Origin of the sequence: Paenibacillus sp. V4I7, from assembly GCF_030817275.1 — a bacterium.
GTDB lineage: Bacteria > Bacillota > Bacilli > Paenibacillales > NBRC-103111 > Paenibacillus_E.
Genome location: NZ_JAUSZD010000002.1, coordinates 6,698,714 through 6,716,565 on the forward strand (window position 1 = coordinate 6,698,714; position 17,852 = coordinate 6,716,565).

General features: G+C 47.7%; 16 protein-coding genes and 2 pseudogenes. 8 read left to right on the forward strand and 10 right to left on the reverse strand.

The features are described 5' to 3' along the window. Positions 1-37: 37 nt before the first annotated feature. From QFZ80_RS31345 to QFZ80_RS31365, 5 genes and pseudogenes are all read left to right on the forward strand, one after another. A complete protein-coding gene (locus QFZ80_RS31345) occupies positions 38-271 on the forward strand; it encodes a hypothetical protein (RefSeq protein ID WP_307551683.1) in 234 nt (77 codons plus the stop codon). Between the two features lie 92 nt (positions 272-363). Then, positions 364-1,005: a thiamine diphosphokinase gene (locus QFZ80_RS31350; RefSeq protein WP_307551681.1), complete on the forward strand. Its 642-nt coding sequence runs from the start codon at positions 364-366 to the stop codon at positions 1,003-1,005. A gap of 194 nt (positions 1,006-1,199) precedes the next feature. After that, positions 1,200-1,385 (forward strand): annotated as a pseudogene (locus QFZ80_RS31355) (helix-turn-helix domain-containing protein); the annotation flags it as partial. Positions 1,386-1,544: 159 nt separating this feature from the next. Beyond that, the gene (locus tag QFZ80_RS31360; protein ID WP_307562636.1) at positions 1,545-2,600 is read left to right on the forward strand and encodes a polysaccharide deacetylase family protein; all 1,056 of its coding nucleotides are present in this window, start codon (positions 1,545-1,547) and stop codon (positions 2,598-2,600) included. A gap of 93 nt (positions 2,601-2,693) precedes the next feature. After that, positions 2,694-3,143, forward strand: coding sequence for a PilZ domain-containing protein (locus QFZ80_RS31365; RefSeq protein ID WP_307562638.1), 450 nt, complete (start codon positions 2,694-2,696; stop codon positions 3,141-3,143). Here the strand turns inward: QFZ80_RS31365 and QFZ80_RS31370 are convergent. The 4 genes and pseudogenes from QFZ80_RS31370 to QFZ80_RS31385 form a co-directional block, all read right to left on the reverse strand. After that, on the reverse strand, positions 3,136-3,627 hold the full coding sequence (locus tag QFZ80_RS31370) for a GAF domain-containing protein (protein WP_307551673.1): 492 nt from the start codon (positions 3,625-3,627) through the stop codon (positions 3,136-3,138). The two genes, QFZ80_RS31365 and QFZ80_RS31370, sit on opposite strands and share 8 nt — an antisense overlap. A 132-nt stretch (positions 3,628-3,759) precedes the next feature. After that, positions 3,760-3,870: pseudogene (araD, locus tag QFZ80_RS31375) on the reverse strand (L-ribulose-5-phosphate 4-epimerase); the annotation flags it as partial. 41 nt (positions 3,871-3,911) lie between these two features. Beyond that, positions 3,912-5,177 carry an S-layer homology domain-containing protein gene (locus tag QFZ80_RS31380; protein ID WP_307562640.1) on the reverse strand — a complete coding sequence of 422 codons (1,266 nt, stop codon included), beginning with the start codon at positions 5,175-5,177 and terminating at the stop codon, positions 3,912-3,914. 186 nt (positions 5,178-5,363) lie between these two features. Next, complete coding sequence (locus QFZ80_RS31385) at positions 5,364-5,813, reverse strand: hypothetical protein (RefSeq protein ID WP_307551669.1); 450 nt, start codon at positions 5,811-5,813, stop codon at positions 5,364-5,366. Positions 5,814-5,992: 179 nt separating this feature from the next. On the opposite strand from QFZ80_RS31385, the gene QFZ80_RS31390 reads away from it, so the two are divergent. Beyond that, positions 5,993-7,273: a hypothetical protein gene (locus tag QFZ80_RS31390; RefSeq protein WP_307562641.1), complete on the forward strand. Its 1,281-nt coding sequence runs from the start codon at positions 5,993-5,995 to the stop codon at positions 7,271-7,273. Here QFZ80_RS31390 and QFZ80_RS31395 read toward each other — a convergent pair. Further along, positions 7,241-8,860: a methyl-accepting chemotaxis protein gene (locus QFZ80_RS31395; RefSeq protein WP_307562643.1), complete on the reverse strand. Its 1,620-nt coding sequence runs from the start codon at positions 8,858-8,860 to the stop codon at positions 7,241-7,243. The genes QFZ80_RS31390 and QFZ80_RS31395 overlap by 33 nt on opposite strands. Before the next feature lie 331 nt (positions 8,861-9,191). On the opposite strand from QFZ80_RS31395, the gene QFZ80_RS31400 reads away from it, so the two are divergent. Together QFZ80_RS31400 and QFZ80_RS31405 are read left to right on the forward strand one after the other, a co-directional pair. Beyond that, positions 9,192-9,758 (forward strand): RNA polymerase sigma factor, encoded by a 567-nt coding sequence (locus QFZ80_RS31400; RefSeq protein ID WP_029196193.1) that lies wholly within the window; start codon positions 9,192-9,194, stop codon positions 9,756-9,758. After that, positions 9,745-11,061 (forward strand): hypothetical protein, encoded by a 1,317-nt coding sequence (locus tag QFZ80_RS31405; RefSeq protein WP_307551663.1) that lies wholly within the window; start codon positions 9,745-9,747, stop codon positions 11,059-11,061. The genes QFZ80_RS31400 and QFZ80_RS31405 overlap by 14 nt, the downstream gene beginning before the upstream one ends. Before the next feature lie 28 nt (positions 11,062-11,089). Here the strand turns inward: QFZ80_RS31405 and QFZ80_RS31410 are convergent, their stop codons facing one another. The 5 genes from QFZ80_RS31410 to nirD all read right to left on the reverse strand — a co-directional run bounded on the left by QFZ80_RS31410 (position 11,090) and on the right by nirD (position 17,845). Then, positions 11,090-11,617, reverse strand: coding sequence for a YfiT family bacillithiol transferase (locus tag QFZ80_RS31410; protein WP_307562645.1), 528 nt, complete (start codon positions 11,615-11,617; stop codon positions 11,090-11,092). Positions 11,618-11,724: 107 nt separating this feature from the next. Then, entirely contained in the window at positions 11,725-13,860 is a 2,136-nt protein-coding gene (gene nasC / locus QFZ80_RS31415; protein WP_307562647.1) for an assimilatory nitrate reductase catalytic subunit NasC, read from the reverse strand. Positions 13,861-13,869: 9 nt separating this feature from the next. Next, on the reverse strand, positions 13,870-16,254 hold the full coding sequence (gene nirB / locus QFZ80_RS31420) for a nitrite reductase large subunit NirB (protein WP_307562648.1): 2,385 nt from the start codon (positions 16,252-16,254) through the stop codon (positions 13,870-13,872). Between the two features lie 59 nt (positions 16,255-16,313). Further along, complete coding sequence (locus QFZ80_RS31425) at positions 16,314-17,492, reverse strand: MFS transporter (protein ID WP_307551655.1); 1,179 nt, start codon at positions 17,490-17,492, stop codon at positions 16,314-16,316. Positions 17,493-17,512: 20 nt separating this feature from the next. After that, positions 17,513-17,845: a nitrite reductase small subunit NirD gene (gene nirD, locus QFZ80_RS31430; RefSeq protein WP_307551654.1), complete on the reverse strand. Its 333-nt coding sequence runs from the start codon at positions 17,843-17,845 to the stop codon at positions 17,513-17,515. Positions 17,846-17,852 lie beyond the last annotated feature (7 nt).

A 17,852-nucleotide genomic window follows, 5' to 3' on the forward strand; every position in this document is an offset into this window, starting at 1 on the left:
ATGGTATGAATAAGCAACAGGAAAGGAGGAATACAGCATGTCTAATGACAAATCGATGGATCCTATGACTGGCGACACGGTGGAGACGGATGGTATTTATGCCAATGAAGCAGGACGAGAGGTTACGCTCAAGCGCGGCGACGAGTTTCCCGCCGATCTTATTTTGGGACGAACGACTTGGGAATTGAAGGGCTTCGCCGATGAAGCCGTGATTGATCACGACCAGTCTGAGCTTAACCCTATGCGCAAGCGTGTGGACGCGAGAACCTAATCATAGAACCGAGCTGCGATGAAATGCAGCTCGGTTTTTGCCTGCGTATGATATACTAAGGGGATGATATATCAAGCGTTGGGGGAACAAGCATGAACGGAAAACGAATTATTATTGTAACCGGAGGGACACTCGGAGATTGGGCCCTTGGAGACATTCATGAAGATGACGTTCTCGTAGGGTCGGACCGTGGTGCCCTTTATCTGATTCAACATGGCTTTACGCCGCATATTTCACTCGGTGATTTCGATTCTGTCACTCCCGAAGAGTTGAGCCGTATTCGCTCTTCCAGTCTCACTTTCATCGATTGCGATCCGGTCTTCAAGGATTTAACCGACACCGAAATGGCCTTTAACTGGGCACTGGCTCAGCTGCCAGATCATATCGTCCTACTTGGCGCGCTCGGCACACGCTTTGATCACTCGTTAGCCAACGTACATCTGCTTCGCAAAGGCACTGAGCATGGAGTCTCCTGTTCCATTGTGGATGCCAACAACCAAATCATTGTCATTAATCAGTCCACTCGTATCTTACGGGGGAGCTATACACATATATCGCTGCTGCCGCTTAGTTTGGAAGTAACCGGCATTACGCTGCACGGTTTCCAATATCCGCTTCAGCAAGCGACTCTTCAGATTGGACAGTCCCTTGGAATTAGTAATGTACTTAAGGAATCGGAAGGTCTCATCGAACTCCAAACAGGCTTATTACTTGTTATCCAAAGTAAAGATTAAGCAAAAAATTTTAAAATTAGACAATCTTCTATGAATCATACAGAGGTTTACTCTGTTACAATAAGCTGTACGCCATATATTAATTAAGATATTGAGGTCGTTCAAGCATGCAGCATGTGCAAGAGAATCCGGTAAAGAACCTTCATCATAAGAGTGTGCAATCCGTCATAACCTAATTTGCAGCCGTACATTTACTTACGAACCGAGAAGCCGAAATAATAGGTCTTATCGCGCTCCACGGCTACAGTAACAAAGAAATAGCTGATCACTGCAACATTAGCGAAAAAACAGTTAAAGTCCATATTGATAAAATTATGGATAAAGTTGGAACTCGATCGATGCGCAAGCTTCTAGCTGCCATCATCAGCAAGGCGGTTTAACCCACGCGCCAAAAACGGCTATTCGAACTGGAAACAGTTTGGATAGCCGTTTTTTATATGAGAGAATCTCTCTAACTGGTTAAATTTAGGTATATTTCTCCCAACCTCTGCTTACAAATAGAGTAATAGATTATTCCTCTAGAAATGGTTGGTGTGCCTATGAACTACCAAAGAAAGAGAATCCTTCTTTATTCGGTGCTAGCAGGTCTATTTACTATACTTCTCCTACTCGTATCCATCGGTCTGAATTCCTCGGGGTATCCATTACAGGGATCCTCACCAACTCCGGCATTGATCCCTCATCAGGTCGATGCTCAGATCGTCGAATCTCCATCCCAAGCTCTGGTCGAAGTCTATCCTTTGGTCGAGGACAAGCCCGCTCTAAGCGTAGAATTGACTCCAGCTCCGCCTCTTCTAGAGGAACCCAAATTGCCTGAGCCATCATCTGTTACCTTGAATACTTACGTCCCCCTTCCCGCTCCTCCGACTGCTTCCGCAGTTAAAGGGGCAGTTCAATCTACAACAAGACCAACACCTCTGCCGTCCAAAATTAGCATACCCGTCCTCAACTACCACAGTGTCACGATTGATCCCGGGAATGTCGTCGTTATTTCCCCAGCCAAGCTGGCGGAGCAGCTGGCGTATCTTCACGATCATGGATACACCCCAGTCTCTCTCGCTACATTTATTAGCCTTATTGAAGGAGAAGACGTCGAGGCGGCTCCTGAGAAACCCGTACTGCTGACTTTTGACGACGGATACATCGATAATTATGAGCAAGCGATGCCTCTTCTTGCCAAATATGCCTTCCCGGCTACCCTCTTTATATCGCCAGGTATGAACAATCAGGAAGGTTACCTGAACTGGGAACAGATCAAGAAGCTGCAAGAAGCCGGCTGGGACATTCAACCTCATGGGATGACACATCCCCATCTCCCGCGGCTTTCAGCGGATCAACAAGCCTTCGAAATCTTAGAAGCCAGAAAGCAAATCGAGGAAAAGCTCGGAACCAAAGCCGATGTATATTGCTACCCTTATGGCGAATATAACAAAACAACATTGAAGCTTCTTAAAGATCATGGATTTCGTTATGCTTTTACAATTGAACAAGGCAATGCAACAAACCAGCAGTCCCCTTATCTGCTCAAAAGACATTTTATTAACGGAGAAGAAGGCTTGAAATCATTCATTCGCAAGCTTTCCACACGCGATTAGTGAGCAATATTTTCAAATTCATCAAATGAAAGATAGTTCAAATTAATCATCGATATAGTATAATAGGCCTATCAACCAGGAGGAGCAATTCGTATGTCACAAGCAAATAAGCGCTCCAGCTTCCGACTCAATCTTCAAATTCCTTTATCAGCCATGTTCAAAATCATTGGGATCAAAAACAAGGCAGCTGACACCAAACATTCTAAGATTATGATAAGAGATATTAGCTCAGGCGGTATACGCATTCACACCCCATTGAATCTTCCTATCGATATGAGCTTGCTGCTGGAATTCACTTTTCATCTTTTTTATCAAGAGATCAAAGTATTAGGTGTCCTCACACGAAAAACGATGCTGAAGCCATCCCTTTATGAATACGGGATTGAATTCAGCATCGCAGATCCAATCATGGAACAGCAGCTTACCAGTCATCTGATCTTATTAGGTGCTCGTTTAAAACATAACAACATGCTGGCCAGCTGCAGCTTCTGTTCCGATGAAGATATAGCAGATATTTTCTCTACCACCTATGAGATTACATAGCAGCTGCAAGCTTCTGTACAAATTGTTCTAAGTACTGCTGATCTATGTCATCAAATCGGCTCTTGATAGGACTGTCAATATCCAGCACCCCGATGAGCTCATTGCTTACAAGGATCGGTACCACAATCTCCGATTGTGATGCCGCATCGCAGGCGATGTGTCCTGGAAATGCATGCACATCTGGAACAAGTACCGTTTCACGGCGTTCTGCTGATGTACCGCAAACACCTTTACCCAGTGGAATCCGTACACAAGCCGGAAGTCCTTGAAACGGCCCCAGTACGAGCTCCTTCTTATCTCTTGTCTCATCTAATAAATAAAAACCCACCCAATTCACATCACTCAGAAACTGTCCGAGCAGCGCAGCGGCGTTAGCCAAATTCGCTATGCGATTTGGTTCATCATGTATCAAAGCTTCAACTTGCTGAATCAGCAAGGCATAATTATGTTCTCTTGTTCCCTCATAACTTGATTTCGCAAACATCTCTCATCATCCCTTTTCCCAAATCATTCCTACCTGCTTATCATACCAAAAGATAACCTTCCTACCCAAATGCAAAAAAAAGGGCGAGTTCGTCTCAACCGTATAGGCTCGGAGAATAGGCTCAGAAACCGCGTAATAAGCGTTTGCTCCGTGCTTTCTTAGGAATTGGCGATCCAGCAGCGTTTGGTCCATTGGCTCTACCGCGGGGTTCAAGTTGTAAGTCCGGTAGGCAATCTTCGCGACGATTAACTTGTATGTACAGCTTGTACTGATTGTATGTATATCTAGGAATGAATAATTGAAAAAATGATCGTTTTCCCATCCGCTTCTAACCGTGTTTCAACAGAGTAGCTGCCGATTTGTTTCGTTGTGGTTTCGAGAACACCTTTAGCCGCTGCGCGTTCACAAGCGTCAGTAAAATGGCGATAGAAGATGTCTGCGTCATAGCCAAAAAGGAAATCCGTGAACTTCCGGATGCTCTCCATATTACGGGCTAGTGTCCCGTCTTCTAGGTGCACAGTCACGCCATAGGTTATAAACTGCGGATCTAACCATAAGGACACTTCATTGCTGTTGCGCACCTCGGTGGTCGCACCGCTCATCGCCAGCCCTTTAGCCTCGGCATCTCGGAATAAACGCAGCGTTGTTTCTTCAAGATCATAATTTGTACCTCGCAGCTTACCCGCTTCTTCCATCACATCGTAAGCTTGCAGCATTCGCTGATCGGGGAATACCAGCTTCTTATAGCTGCCATCCTTCGTAGGCACGACTTTGATGAACGCTTCACTTCCGCTGTTCACACTGATACGCTTCGACTTCGTCTGCAAACGAGCAATGATTTGCAGCGCTTCTGCTCGGGTAACCGTTCGTCCAACGCCGAAGTAACCGTTCGGGTAGCCTTCCATGATTCCCTTCGTCATGGCCTCGCCGATAAATTTCTGCTGTCTGGCCGTCGCACTTTGAAGATCACCGAATTGGGAAGCTGCTTTGAGACTGTACACTTCATCTTCCAAATACTCGGTTTCCTTAAGTAAATAGTACAGAATTTCAGCCACATCTTCGCGTTTTAGCATTGCCTTGTAGTCACTGAACTGACCTTTGCTTATAAAATGAAGATCACTGGCCAAATCCAAATAAGGCTTTGCCCAATATCCGACTGTGTTCGGTTTGAACGTGAAATCCCGATAATCCTGCTGCAAAATACTTTGGTTGCTCGCGCTAAGCGTTTGTAGAAAGTTTGATTTCCATTTGCGCTCACCATTCGGATATTTATCTGTAAAAGCGAGCAAGACAATTTTCACAAATTGATCAGCCGTCACAGAATCATCTGGTCGAAAAGTTCCATCAGGAAAGCCGTCTAGCAGCCCTTGCTGCACCATCTGACTAATCGTCTGCTCCGCCCAATGGCCCCGAACGTCCGTCATACCGGCTGCTTCACTCTTCCCTTGTTCGACACCTATTGTCATTACGCAACATACCGTTGCAATCGTAATCCATTTCTTGAGCTGTACCATCTTATTACTCTCCGCTTCTCCATGAGTTTTTGGCATCGTTTACACCAGTCTTTAGGATAAGCCTTCTACAATGCTTTGAGAACAGGCTTAAAGCCTAGTGATCCAAGGTGCCAAGAACTATCCATCATGGGACTATAGCCATAGGGATGGGTATGAAAAAGGACCATGCTTCTACATATGTAGAAAACACAGTCCTTACTTTCCATCGAAAAAATGGTTCATTTAGCCGATCTTTTTCCCAGCACCCACTGTTATAACTGAATTATAATAGCGCAGCCAATCTGTTATGTACAACATTTTGGTCAGGAAGTCTGGCGCATTCCCCTGCAAACTCGCATACTTTTCCTGCTGCAGCAGTTGATGCATCTCCCAGCTTTTCTGAAATATAGTTTTAATGAAAGCTTCCTCCGTTTGCGGCTTATGCAGATCCGTTCCGCGCGAGAGTTCGATTTCCTCAATAATAACGCCTCGATAGTAGGGATGTACGTTCACTTGTTGCCCCATATCAATGTAAGCGAGACCTGTAAATTCGAAAGGCAGCCAAATTAAATTCGTCTTCCTGTCTTCCAGTTTAACTGTATAAGCTAAGCCCAAGTTCAGAGCAATCGGCTGAGGAAAGTTTTTGATTTGTCCAGACCGCAAATGATCCACTATATACTCAACGAAATTCATGGTGTTCTCCCTCTCCGAAGGACCTGATCTTTCATCCAATGTCCTTTCTTCATATTGCGTGTTAAGGCCTTCTATTGTCAAGACACATCATGACGAATTCCTACCCCTATCGCATACAAATAACCAATTACTGCCATGCTATGAAAAAAATATCACCAAGAGAAAGGATTTATTTGAATATGAATTCCACTCCCCGATGGTCGTTGGCATCTGTTAGAAGGTTTGATATTATCTATGCACAGCGACGAAACCCTTATCTAGTCGCATGGTGGTCAGCTTCGTTCCCAGGATTCGGTCATCTGCTCATGTACAAAAATACGATGGGTGTCTTATTAACTCTTTCCGAGGTTATGATTAATTCACTAGCTTCCATCAATTTGGCCATGGTGTATTCTTTCTGCGGTAAGTTTGAAATGGCTAAGCAAGTTTTACAGCCTTTATGGGTGTACGGCTATATGATTATTTATTTTTTTGCTATATGGGATAGTTATCGCTGCGCTCTTGAGACCAATAAGCACTATGAACTAGCCATTCTCGAGAACGCACGCTTTCCTAATCAATTGATGCGCGCAACCGGTATCCAATTTATTGAAAAGAAAAGCCCCCTCACTGCCGCTTTATGTTCATTCTTTTTCCCAGGTCTTGGACAGCTTTATAATAAACATATTTGGCTTGGCTTTTACGGCATATTCTGGTGGTGGGTCTATGTAACGTTCTCGCACTTTTACGAAGCTGTTCTCGCTCTTATTTTGGGACATAATCGGTTAGTTTCCAATATTCTACATCCCCAGTGGTTGCTGTTCATGCCTTCTGTGCTCGGAGGTGCCATCTATCACTCTTATACGAGTGCAATTGAGCAGAACCGATTATTCCGCATCTCACAGCGCCAATATTTAACCGACTATTACAGATTAGCGAGGAGCAGCGTATATGACGTCACTTCCGGAGGTAATCATCCCTTGTGGATTGTAGGTACTTTTGAACATTCAACCGAACTGGAGCAAGCGTTAAGCATTATTGAGCATAGTGGAATTCATTCCAGTCGGATCATCCCTATCCTCATGGACATTGATGCGGATAAGTCTCTCTCCATTGTAGACCAGCGGTTCGATAAAACCGCCAAAGCCGTCGAAATTGGATTAGCCAGTGCTACAGCATGCGGTGTTTTTGGCATTAGTGTAGGCTTCATCCTCGCATGGGGTCCCATTATTTGGGGTATTATCTCAGGAATAGGTGGATTTTTATTAGGCTTTAGTATTGGATTAGTCTTAAAAAACAAACATCGCTTCTACAATAAACCGAATATATTGCCTGAAGTGACTGTTCTTGTCCAATATGAGCTTGCAGAAGATGAGGCCTTGATCAAGCAAACTTTTTGGAAGTACAAAGCCTTAACTGTAGGTAAAATAGAAAAACCCATACATCCTTTACACTTTAAACCGTCCAACAACGCTTTGTAAGGCTTCCGCCGTTTCGCTAAGACTTATTACCGATTTATCAATGGCTTCCATCGCGTACAATTGCTCCTTCGTATGTGACACAATGGTTTGAGATTGCTGCGACGATTGCTTGGCTAGATGAGCCATCTCCGCAATGGAAGCAGACACTTCCTGGGTTCCAGCAGACATTTCTTCCGTGGCAGAGGAAAGATCCTGCACCTGTTCTGAGATGTTGGCGATGGCTTGAAGGATCCCTCCAAACATGTCACCCGATTGTATAATCAGCTGCACACCGTGCTTCACCTCATCCTTCACCTCCTGCATAGAAGTCATGGAAGCCAAGGCGTCTTCTTTTATCCCTTTAATGATATCGTTGATTTGCGACGTAGACTGGATCGCTTGCTCAGCCAATTTCCTTACCTCCGCAGCCACGACAGCAAAGCCTCTGCCATTCTCCCCTGCTCTTGCGGCTTCAATCGATGCATTAAGCGCTAGTAGATTCGTCTGTGAAGCAATGCCTGTAATGACATCCACAATATGATGGATTTCCTGCGATCTTCCCCCTACACGATCAATAATTTGCGTAGATGTTTCCACGGATTGCTCAATCCGATTCATTTGCTGAATGGAATCTGCAATGGTCGCATGACCTCGCTTCGCATCTTCCCTAGCATCTAAGGAGGCTGCCGCTACTGTAGAGGAGGATTCAGCCATACGCTGAATCCCTACTGCCATCTCTTCCATGGCTCTAGCGCTTTCGGATGCACCTTGATCCTGTGCCGCATTTCCCGCAGCAACCACATCAATCGAAAGAGCAATTTCACTTGTAGCTTGTATGGTAAGCCGCGTGTGGTTCCCCAGCTGACCCCCAGATTGTTGAACCGAGTCCGCATTCACTGCGGCTTCATGCAGAAGGGAGCGAAGCTGACCGACCATATTATTGCAAGCATCAATTAATTGCCCCGTTTCGTCCTTACTCATCTTCCCATCCAGACGCGAGGTAAGGTCGCCATTTGCTACGCGACGCAAGAAACCTACCGCTCTCGTAATAGGCCTCGTGATCATCCGTTCTAATGTAAAAGCTAGGAATAAACCAATCACAACAACAGCTACGCTAGATATGATCAAAGTCTTCACCAATTGCGACATATGATTATCTAAATTGCTTTGCGCTTCTGCATACTTCTTGTCATAAGCAAGCACAAGCTTATCTGTTAACTCGTAAATTTGATTTTTGGCTTCATCGGTTTCATCGTCTACTTTCTTGTATTCCGCTTTCAACTGTTGAGCTGTGTATTTATCTTGATTGTTATAGACTGCAACCACCTTATCGAACATCGCGATGTACAGCTGGCTTTGCTTAACAACACTCCCAGCCCACTGGCGCTCTTCATCCGTTCTAGCCGATGCACTTATACTTTCTACCATTTCAAGAAATATCTTCGTGTTCTCTTGGTATTCCTGAATAATCTCTTTATTGTTGTTGATGATCAAATCAGCTTGATTACTGTATAGAATGCCTACCATACTTTTTAAAGATAAGGCAATCTTTTCGTTGGTCACACTAGTCGTTTGTTCATTTACACTGAGCTTAGTTGATTGTACCATTCGATAGGATAGTCCAGCTGAAATCATAAAAAGCAAGATCAGAGAGACAAAACTTATCAGAAACTTAAAGCGTATTGAATGCATAAAAGAAACCATGAGCCACCGCCTTAAGGGTTTTATAGTAGTCTACTGCTGAAAAAAAGATGTCTCTCTTCGATTCTCTCCCTTGAAGCAAATCTCCTCCAGATTTCGAGCTATAGCTATTTTTCAAACTACACGTAGAAGTCCGACTCATCTGCCAGTTCACTTTCGAATCCTATAAGGCATGATTTTTTTTATAAAATGACGAACTTTTTTGTACTTGTAACGTCTAATTCAGAGAGGTGAGAGAATGGAGACGACCGGTGTCCATGTATTTGATTACTTAAAGTACGTATCTGAAACAACGGATCAGAAAGTGATTCTTCGCAATATAATGGAAACTTATGGTAATGATGTATGGAATTATGCGTTTAGCATTTGCCGTAATTCCGATTTAGCTGATGACATTACGCAGGATGCTTTCTTAAAAGTATATCGCAATCTTACTACATTCCGCGGTGAAGCTTCGGTCAAAACCTGGCTGCTTACCATTACACGCAATACCGCGTATGACTACCTACGTAAAGCATTTTGGCGCAAAGTTACACTTGTTGGCTTCATTCAATCTGCAGGCACATCACAATCAGCAGAAACAGAAGCAATGGAGAAATTATATGCTAGTGATATATGGAAAAAAGTAATATCTCTGTCTCCCAAATATAGAGAAATTTTAATTTTACATGCCCATTATCAGCTCTCAACGAAAGAAATGGCTGCCATCCTTAACATCTCGGAGGGAACCGTTAAATCCCGACTTCACCACGCCAGACTCAAGGTGATCAGTTTGAAGGAGCGTGAAGCGCTTGAAAACTCCTGATCCGGATGATTTACATAAGCAATTGGAATCAGGACCGCTTAAGCAATCTGGCTTTACTTCCAAGCTTCAGGGCGACATCGAGGAAGCCATTGAGCGGAAGGAACGAGCGAAGCCGAGGGTAAAGCCCCTACTCTGTTTCGCCGGACTCGGTGCGATAGCTGCTGCGTTATTACTCTTTCCATGGAGTACAATCCATACGCGAAGTGATGCAGCTCCTGCAATGGATGCTTCTGTTACGACTGCAGCGTCCACTAGCTCATCCCCTGCCCCAATAAGCACCGCACTGCTTATTGGGCTGAGGACCGAACGTGAATCTAACAATACGGATGCACAGCATGCTTTAGGCCCCATTCGTTATAGTACCTATCGAACAATGCTTATCGCGCCGGTTCGCGGTCAACTGCAGAAGACGTCCGAGGGCACGGGAATTCTCATGCCTTATAAGCAAAATTTTTGGAAAATCGACTCCTTGGTTCATAAAACGAAAACAGACGAGTTCCACTATTTATCCGCTCATCTAGCTGATCAGCCTGTGAAACCAGAAGTGTTCCCCGATCAAGCTGACGAACAGTTAAATCGCGTAGAGACCCTGTTATTTGCCGGGAATCAATATGTTTCCATCGCTGAATCGGAGGAGGCTTGGCGAGGTAATGCCCCTTATCAAGCGGAACGCATCTGGGTTCGTACCCTCCCACAATTAAAAGAAGGGCATACTGTGCAGTTCTATAACAAACCGGTGGACAAGAACCATATTTCGATCACCGATTTATATGGCAGTAGCAGTAGCAGCATCCTTACAAATATACCGAGCAGCTCTACCAAATTGCTCGGTGAGATTACAGGCCAAAGCTGGACCGTCCAGCGTGAACCAGGCCGCTGGGTCGGCAAAGTCGCTGAGACGCCGCGTATTAGTGCAGCGAAACCTGACAACTACGTTCTACACGACTTCCCGCGCGAGCTGCCTGATAAAGTCATCAATCATGATGATCTTTGCTGCTCATGGAGCTCTATCCAGTCCTCGTGGCCGTTAGCAACCGATGCGTTAACATCGCCGTTGAATGATATGATCGTCATTTTCGAGAACGGCAAGCTCAAGTTCTACCCTTACGGGCAGGCGCCTGGCAATGATCCACAACTAACCTTGGACCTACAGCCCGGCGAGAAGCTCGTTATGGCACAGTGGGCAACCGATCACTACGTACAAGAGTGGATCGATAAAGTCGGTCGCTATTTGAACGATGATCAGGCTGAATCGAGCTTCAGTCATGAAGCGGATAATGATAGATATAGCAAAACCCGCTAAGTCCTGTGACTTAACGGGTTTTCGTTGTTTACCAGCCCCTGCGAGCGCGCAAGCTCGTGATGTGGGCAATATGATGATTACCATGCCATGCGTAATTGCCAACGTTCCAATCCAGTCGAATCGTCTTCCCTGACTCTGGATGTACGAATGCACGTGCAAACTGCTCATGCTGCATAGCATGCAGAACGATCATCCAGCGGCTGTGCAAAGCATCAAGCAAGGTAAGCGACAGTTCCACCGGAGCTGAATTACCATCGCTGAGCTCAGCCCAGCGATCCTCGTAATAGGGTCTGATCGTCGGCTCTTCTTCCGTCAGTGCCAGCTTAAACCTTGTGTAGCTGTTCATATGGCTGTCTGCGACGTGATGCACGACTTGTCGCAGCGTCCACCCTCCTGGGCGATAAGGCGTATCCAGCTGCTCGTCAGACAGCCCAGCAACCGCCTCACGCAACCTGCTTGGCGTCGACTCGAGGTCAGCCATCCACTCTTGCAGCTGCTCCCGTGAAATTTCACCATCGTGTGCAAACAATCCAATAGGGTAGCGTAACTCATCCATATGACATGCCTCCTGCATCTTTTTTTCTATTATATCTGAGTTTTGAACAAGATAAAACCGACCCTTGTGGAGGCTAACTAAGCCCCAACAGGATCGGTTTCATGATATTAAGCATATTCCGAAACTAACGAACTCACATTTACTGCACAAACTTTAAAACCTGGCATTTTACAGGTCGGGTCGAGTGCGTCATGTGTAATTTTATTGACGTTCTGTGTATCGCCCCAATGCATCGGCACGAATACGGTGTCTTCACGAATGTCGCTGCTGAACCTGCTGCGAACATAGATCGTGCCGCGTCTGGATTCCAACTTGACGAGAGTGGCATCATCGATGCGGTACTTCTTGGCCGTCTTCGGATGAATCTCCATGAAAGACTCCACGTCATGCGCCGCCAAAGAATGACTTCTTCTTGTCTGCACGCCAGTCAAATAATGCGTAAGCACACGACCGGTAGTCAGGTATAGCGGAAACTCCTCGCAAACTCGCTCCTTCGGAAGATGATTCTCCACAGAAGTTAGCAGCGCTTTGCCTTCCGGGAGCGGAAACGATGATTCAAATAACCGCTTCGCGCCGGGATGCTCCAGCTCCGGACATGGCCAGTATACCCCCTCTTCCTTCCGTAAGCGGTCATACGTTATGCCGTAGTAATCCGCTGCACCACCGCGACTGGCTAAGCGAAGCTCATCAAAGATATTTTCGACATCTGCATAGTTGAAGTATTGACCCTTGCCCAGCATATCAGCCAAATCACAGAGAATCTGCCAGTCATGCTTCGCTTCACCCGGCGCAGGACGGCCGGCTTCCCTCAGCAGAACGCGTCCTTCGAGGTTGGTCAGTGTTCCTGCGTTCTCCAGATAAGTAGATACCGGTAAAATTAGATCCGCGAGCAGCGCTGTCTCAGACATCAGGAAGTCGGCTACAACAAGAAAATCAAGCTTCTTCAACCCTTCTTCGACGAAGTTAGCGTTCGGATTGGAGACGAGCGGATTGGAGCCCATCACGAACAAGGCGCGAATCTCCTGCTCGTGAACTTTCTCCATCATCTCGTACGCGGAGACACCCTTGCCAGGCAGCTCACTCGGATCAATCCCCCAAACACTCGCGACATAAGCACGATCCTCGGGGTTCTCGATCAGGCGGTAGCCCGGAAGCTGGTCAGCCTTCTGTCCATGCTCCCGTCCGCCCTGACCGTTTCCTTGACCGGTGACTGCGCCGTAGCCACAGCCCGGTTTGCCGATTTTCCCTGTCAGCAGAACAAGGTTTAGGAAGTTGCGAACCGCCATATGCCCGTCGGTTTGCTGCTCCACGCCTCTTGCCGTGAACACCATGCCTGTGGCCGCTTTACCGTAAGCCAGCGCCGCTTTGCGTATCAACTCAGCGGAGACACCAGTTAACTCAACAATCTCAGCGAGATCAAGCGATTCCAAGTGAGATTGCAGTTCTGTAAAGCCTTTGGTACGCTGCTGGATGAAATCTCGATCAATCAACCCTTCTTCTAGAAGGATCTTCAGCATACCGTTAGCCAATGTCGCATCCATACCCGGCTTCACTCTCAAATGTAGATCCGCGATACGGGTCGTACCGGTTTCCCTCGGATCTATCGCTATGATAAAGGCGCCCTTTTCTTTTGCTCTTGTAAAATAAGGCATAAGTGTCGGCTGACACTCCGCAATATTCGTCCCTGCCAGTATCATGCAATCAGCCAATTCAATGTCCGACAGTTGATTCGTCAAACCACGGTCGATGCCAAACACCTTGACACCTGCCGAAGCTGCTGCCGACATACAAAACCTGCCGTTATAATCAATGTATTTGGTTTGAAGCGCAACACGAGCGAATTTCCCCAACAAATAAGCGGATTCATTCGTCAGAGAGCCCCCTCCGTAAAGACCAACCGTATGATTGCCGTACTGACCGCGAAGCTCAGTAAGCTTGCTCACGATCTGTTCATACGCGTCCTCCCACGATATACGGACGAATTGACCATCCTTCTTCATCATCGGATGAAGAATACGCTCTCCTGTAAGTACGTGCTGGTAAGCATTCATGCCTTTTATACAAAGTCGCCCTTCCGAAGCCGCATTCGGTTTCGGAACGACGGAATAAGTCGGACGCCCATCATCGACGCCCCGTTCTTCTATCACCTGCATTTTACACTGCACGCTGCAGAAAGGGCACTGGGTATCCATTACACGAAGAGAACCAGTACCACCTTGTTCTTGTTCTAATAATTGATTCATACGCTCAGCTCACCTTATCAAAGCAGCCGTCGGCTGCGGATTTATTTGCTTCTGTTTCGTAACCTGGAGCTCCACATTCATTCTCGCGATCAATTCAGCACGGAACAGGAGATTGAACAATCCCTCTCGCAGCTGTGTAATACCTATGCGCTCGATCCAATGCGCTGTCGTTTCACCGTAATTCGCCTCTTCACGATACCACTGGAAGAAAGCCGCTGACAGCTCTAGCACCGCGTCTTCCGAAGGTTCCATACACAGCAGCTCTCCTTGACGGAGCTTTGCCCCCCCGCTGCCGCCCACGTAGATTTCCCAGCCGCCCGGCACGCCGACGACGCCAAGATCCTTGACAAGCGTCCCCGCGCGGTGCAGAGGGCTTGCAGAGACAGCTGCGCTCACGACAGCCGGCATTTGCAGGCGCTCCAATCTGTATTCGAGGCTGGCGCCTAGCCCGATGGAATCCCGCAGAGCGCTGGGATCGTATCCGATTCCAGTGCATGTTGCAACGGAAGCGATGGTTTTGCCATAGGCCGGAGTCGCTGCATCTGGCTGTCCGAGCTCCGCACCGACGGAGCGTACATGCTCTGCATCAATGCCCAGCAGATCCAGATGCGCACCGCCGGTCAGCTTCACCAGCGGGATGTTAAACTTGTCGACCACATCCGCGATTTGCCTTAGCTGCTCGGCGCTCGTGACGCCGCCGTACATACGGGGCCGTGCGGCGTACGTGCCGCCTTTGAGCAGGCTCGCCGCCAGAGCTGCCTCAGCCGCCGCTCCAGCTCCCGCATCGCCGGTCACAGCGCCTAGCGCTTGGCCGACGTAGTACTGCAAGGCCGGACGACAAGCTGCGCAGCCGTCCGCCTTGCTCCAACCCAGCGCGCTCATCGCTTCGTGCGCCGTGGCAAACCCTGCGCTGCGCACAGCCGCGCGCAGCTCGTCATGGCTGTGCGTTGTGCAGCCGCAAACCGTCTCCTTCGGCGCTGCCGGCGCATCCTTGCTCTGCAGTGCTAGCTGCAGCATCGCGGACACGAGCGGCTTACATCCGCCGCAAGTGCTCGATGCACGCGTACAGGCACGAACGTCTTCGACGCTTTCGCAGCCATTCTCGCGAACCGCATCCATGATCGCGCCCTTCGTTACACCATTACAGGAGCATACGGTCGCGTTGGGAGATAGCGATGCCGCATACGCTTCATCCGCACCGCTTCCTCCTGCCACTTCCTGCTCCAGTACGGACACGTCTGCTTGCTGCTTGATGTAACCTAGCAGCTTGTTGCCCTCACTGCTGTCTCCGAACAATACCGCTCCGACAATTTTGTTGTCGCGAATCGCAATTTTTTTATACGTATTATTGACGCCATCAATCACTTTGAGCGAGGTCGTAATCTCGGCATCGCGGATCTCCCCGGCCGAAAACACTTCTACCCCGGATACCTTCAGCTGCGAATACAAAATGGAGCCTGAATAGCCTTCCGTATCAACACCGCAAATTCTCTTCGCCAGCACTTTGCCCTGATCATATAATGGTGCTACGAGACCGTATACCATTCCACGGTGCTCCGCACACTCCCCAACAGCATAAACGTTAGGCACATTCGTCTCCATGAAATCATTAACGACAATCGCCCGATTCGTCTCAATGCCGCTGTCTGCTGCAAGCTTGATGTTAGGACGCACACCTACCGCAATAACGATAAGATCGGCCTCTACTTTGCTTCCATCCTTGAACTGCAGACCTTCCACCCGTTTTTTACCGATGATTTTTTCTGTCTGCTTTTCAAGCAGAAAACGCATACCCTGCTTTTCCAGCTCCTTACGCAGCATACTCGCTGACGTCGGGGTTAGTTGGCGCTCCATTAAATAATTGAAAATATGCACCACATGGACTTCCATGCCCAGATTGAGCAGACCACGCGCTGCTTCCAATCCAAGAAGACCGCCTCCGATAACGACGGCTTTTTTATATGATTTGGAAGCTTCCAGCATTTTGTTGCAATCGCTAATATCCCGGAAAGCTGTCACACCCGGCTTATCCGCCCCGGGCAGCGGAAGCATGAACGGCAATGAACCAGTGGCCAGGATGAGTTGATCGTACTCGACAGTACGCCCCTTTTCACTGATTACCTGCTGCTTTGCCGTATCGATGCTGACGACCGGATCACCTGCATACAGCGTTATGCCGTTATCTTTATACCACTGCCAATCATTGATGGTAATATCATTTACCGTTGTGTCGCCCTGAAGCACCTTGGACAGCATGATGCGGTTATAGTTCGGGTGCGGCTCGCCGCCGAAAATCGTAATCTCAAAACGATCGGGAGCAAGCCCCAGAATTTCTTCCACGCAGCGTACTCCGGCCATACCGTTACCTATTAAGACTAGTTTTTGTTTCCCCATATATGCTTGACCTCCACGTTCCCATGCTGAAGTTCCATCCCACCAAAAGTTTTTCCCTACTAAACTGCTGTCGCGCCCTGTTTGTTGATCACCATACGTTTAGTCGCATGATTCATATATAGACAAACGCATGCAAAGAGCATAAGCATGACGAACCCAAGTGTGTATGCGCCTGACAAATCTTTAATAATGCCGAGTACGATCGGCGGAAAAAAACCGCCCACACCACCTGCGGCGCCAACGATGCCCGTTACCGCTCCAGTATTGCCCGAGGAAACTTCCGGAACCATTTTAAACACAGCCCCATTCCCTACTCCAAGTAAGGCGGCCGCAGTCAGACAGCTCACACTGAACCCGGTAAATTGATGCAAGGATGCCGCCATCGCGAGCGAAGTGACGATGATTCCTGCAAACACAGCCGCCAGAACTATGCGTGAACCGAATCGGTCCGCCAAATATCCGCCTAAAGGGCGAATGAGCGTGGATATAACGACAAACCCAGCTGTTTTCACGCCCGCTTCCGTTGCCGACAATTGAAATAAATCTTTGAGAAATGTTGGCAAGTAAACGCTGAAAGCAACGAAACCGCCGAATGTCAGAAAATAAAAGACCGATAAATACCAAGTCGACGGTTCCTTAAGTACGACCATTGATTGTTTGAACGTCTTCACCTTGGCAGGTGCAGGTAATTCCTTTGTTCCGATCCAAAAAATAATAGTCACGATCACAATCATGATCGCCAAGCTCCAAAATACCCACGGCAAACCATAACGATTAAACACAAAAGGCAACGTGTAGCTTGCCGCCGCACCACCCAAGTTGCCCAGTCCCGCTAATCCTAATACGAGACCTTGTCTCTCCGGCGGGAACCATCTCGATACATACGTCAGAGAAACGGCAAAAGTCGTCCCAGCCATCCCGATAAACAGCGCGCACAGCAGCAGCAGCCAGTAAGATTTGACCCATCCAGCAAGCAGCAGAGGAATCACAAGAAACAGCATGACTGCCGCAAATATTCGCTTACCGCCGAAGCGATCCGTATAAATCCCCATCGGGATTCGCAGGATCGATCCGAGTAGAACCGGCGTGGCGATCAGCACGCTTTTTTGAATGGTACTGAGATGAAATAGTTCCTGAATTTGTCCGGCAATCGGAGCGAATACACTCCAGATGATGAACGAAGCCATCATAGCCATTGTCGATAACCCTAGTGCAAGGGCGGATCCATTTTGTCGCATCGCTCGTACTCTCCCTCAGGCTAGGATGCCCTGATACTTTCCTCTTCGATGTGCAGATACATATCTCCGCTCTCATCCACTTCCACCTGGAAAGCTGTTACACAGCCTTCGTCCGGCGCTTGAACGACTCCATCGTGCAAATTAATCTTCCAGTCGTGCAGCGGGCAAAATACATGATGATCACACACGATACCTTCGGAAAGCTTACCCGCTTTATGCGGGCAGCGATTCTCAATGGCTCTGACCGTACCGCCTGAAAACTTGAACACGGCGATTTCCAATGCTCCGATTCGGACAACCCTCGATCTTTTTTCCGCAATTTCCGAAATGTTCCCAACGTGAATACGTTTCATATGTTTC

Coding starts and splice junctions, on each gene's coding strand:
- nirB (WP_307562648.1), bottom strand. CDS start 16,254: ATGGGGAAACAAAAACTAGTCTTAATAGGTAACGGTATGGCCGGAGTA.
- QFZ80_RS31385 (WP_307551669.1), bottom strand. CDS start 5,813: ATGAATTTCGTTGAGTATATAGTGGATCATTTGCGGTCTGGACAAATC.
- QFZ80_RS31425 (WP_307551655.1), bottom strand. CDS start 17,492: ATGCGACAAAATGGATCCGCCCTTGCACTAGGGTTATCGACAATGGCT.
- QFZ80_RS31390 (WP_307562641.1), top strand. CDS start 5,993: ATGAATTCCACTCCCCGATGGTCGTTGGCATCTGTTAGAAGGTTTGAT.
- nirD (WP_307551654.1), bottom strand. CDS start 17,845: ATGAAACGTATTCACGTTGGGAACATTTCGGAAATTGCGGAAAAAAGA.
- QFZ80_RS31365 (WP_307562638.1), top strand. CDS start 2,694: ATGTCACAAGCAAATAAGCGCTCCAGCTTCCGACTCAATCTTCAAATT.
- QFZ80_RS31350 (WP_307551681.1), top strand. CDS start 364: ATGAACGGAAAACGAATTATTATTGTAACCGGAGGGACACTCGGAGAT.
- QFZ80_RS31360 (WP_307562636.1), top strand. CDS start 1,545: ATGAACTACCAAAGAAAGAGAATCCTTCTTTATTCGGTGCTAGCAGGT.
- QFZ80_RS31410 (WP_307562645.1), bottom strand. CDS start 11,617: ATGGATGAGTTACGCTACCCTATTGGATTGTTTGCACACGATGGTGAA.
- QFZ80_RS31380 (WP_307562640.1), bottom strand. CDS start 5,177: ATGCCAAAAACTCATGGAGAAGCGGAGAGTAATAAGATGGTACAGCTC.
- QFZ80_RS31395 (WP_307562643.1), bottom strand. CDS start 8,860: ATGGTACAATCAACTAAGCTCAGTGTAAATGAACAAACGACTAGTGTG.
- QFZ80_RS31345 (WP_307551683.1), top strand. CDS start 38: ATGTCTAATGACAAATCGATGGATCCTATGACTGGCGACACGGTGGAG.
- QFZ80_RS31400 (WP_029196193.1), top strand. CDS start 9,192: ATGGAGACGACCGGTGTCCATGTATTTGATTACTTAAAGTACGTATCT.
- QFZ80_RS31370 (WP_307551673.1), bottom strand. CDS start 3,627: ATGTTTGCGAAATCAAGTTATGAGGGAACAAGAGAACATAATTATGCC.
- nasC (WP_307562647.1), bottom strand. CDS start 13,860: ATGAATCAATTATTAGAACAAGAACAAGGTGGTACTGGTTCTCTTCGT.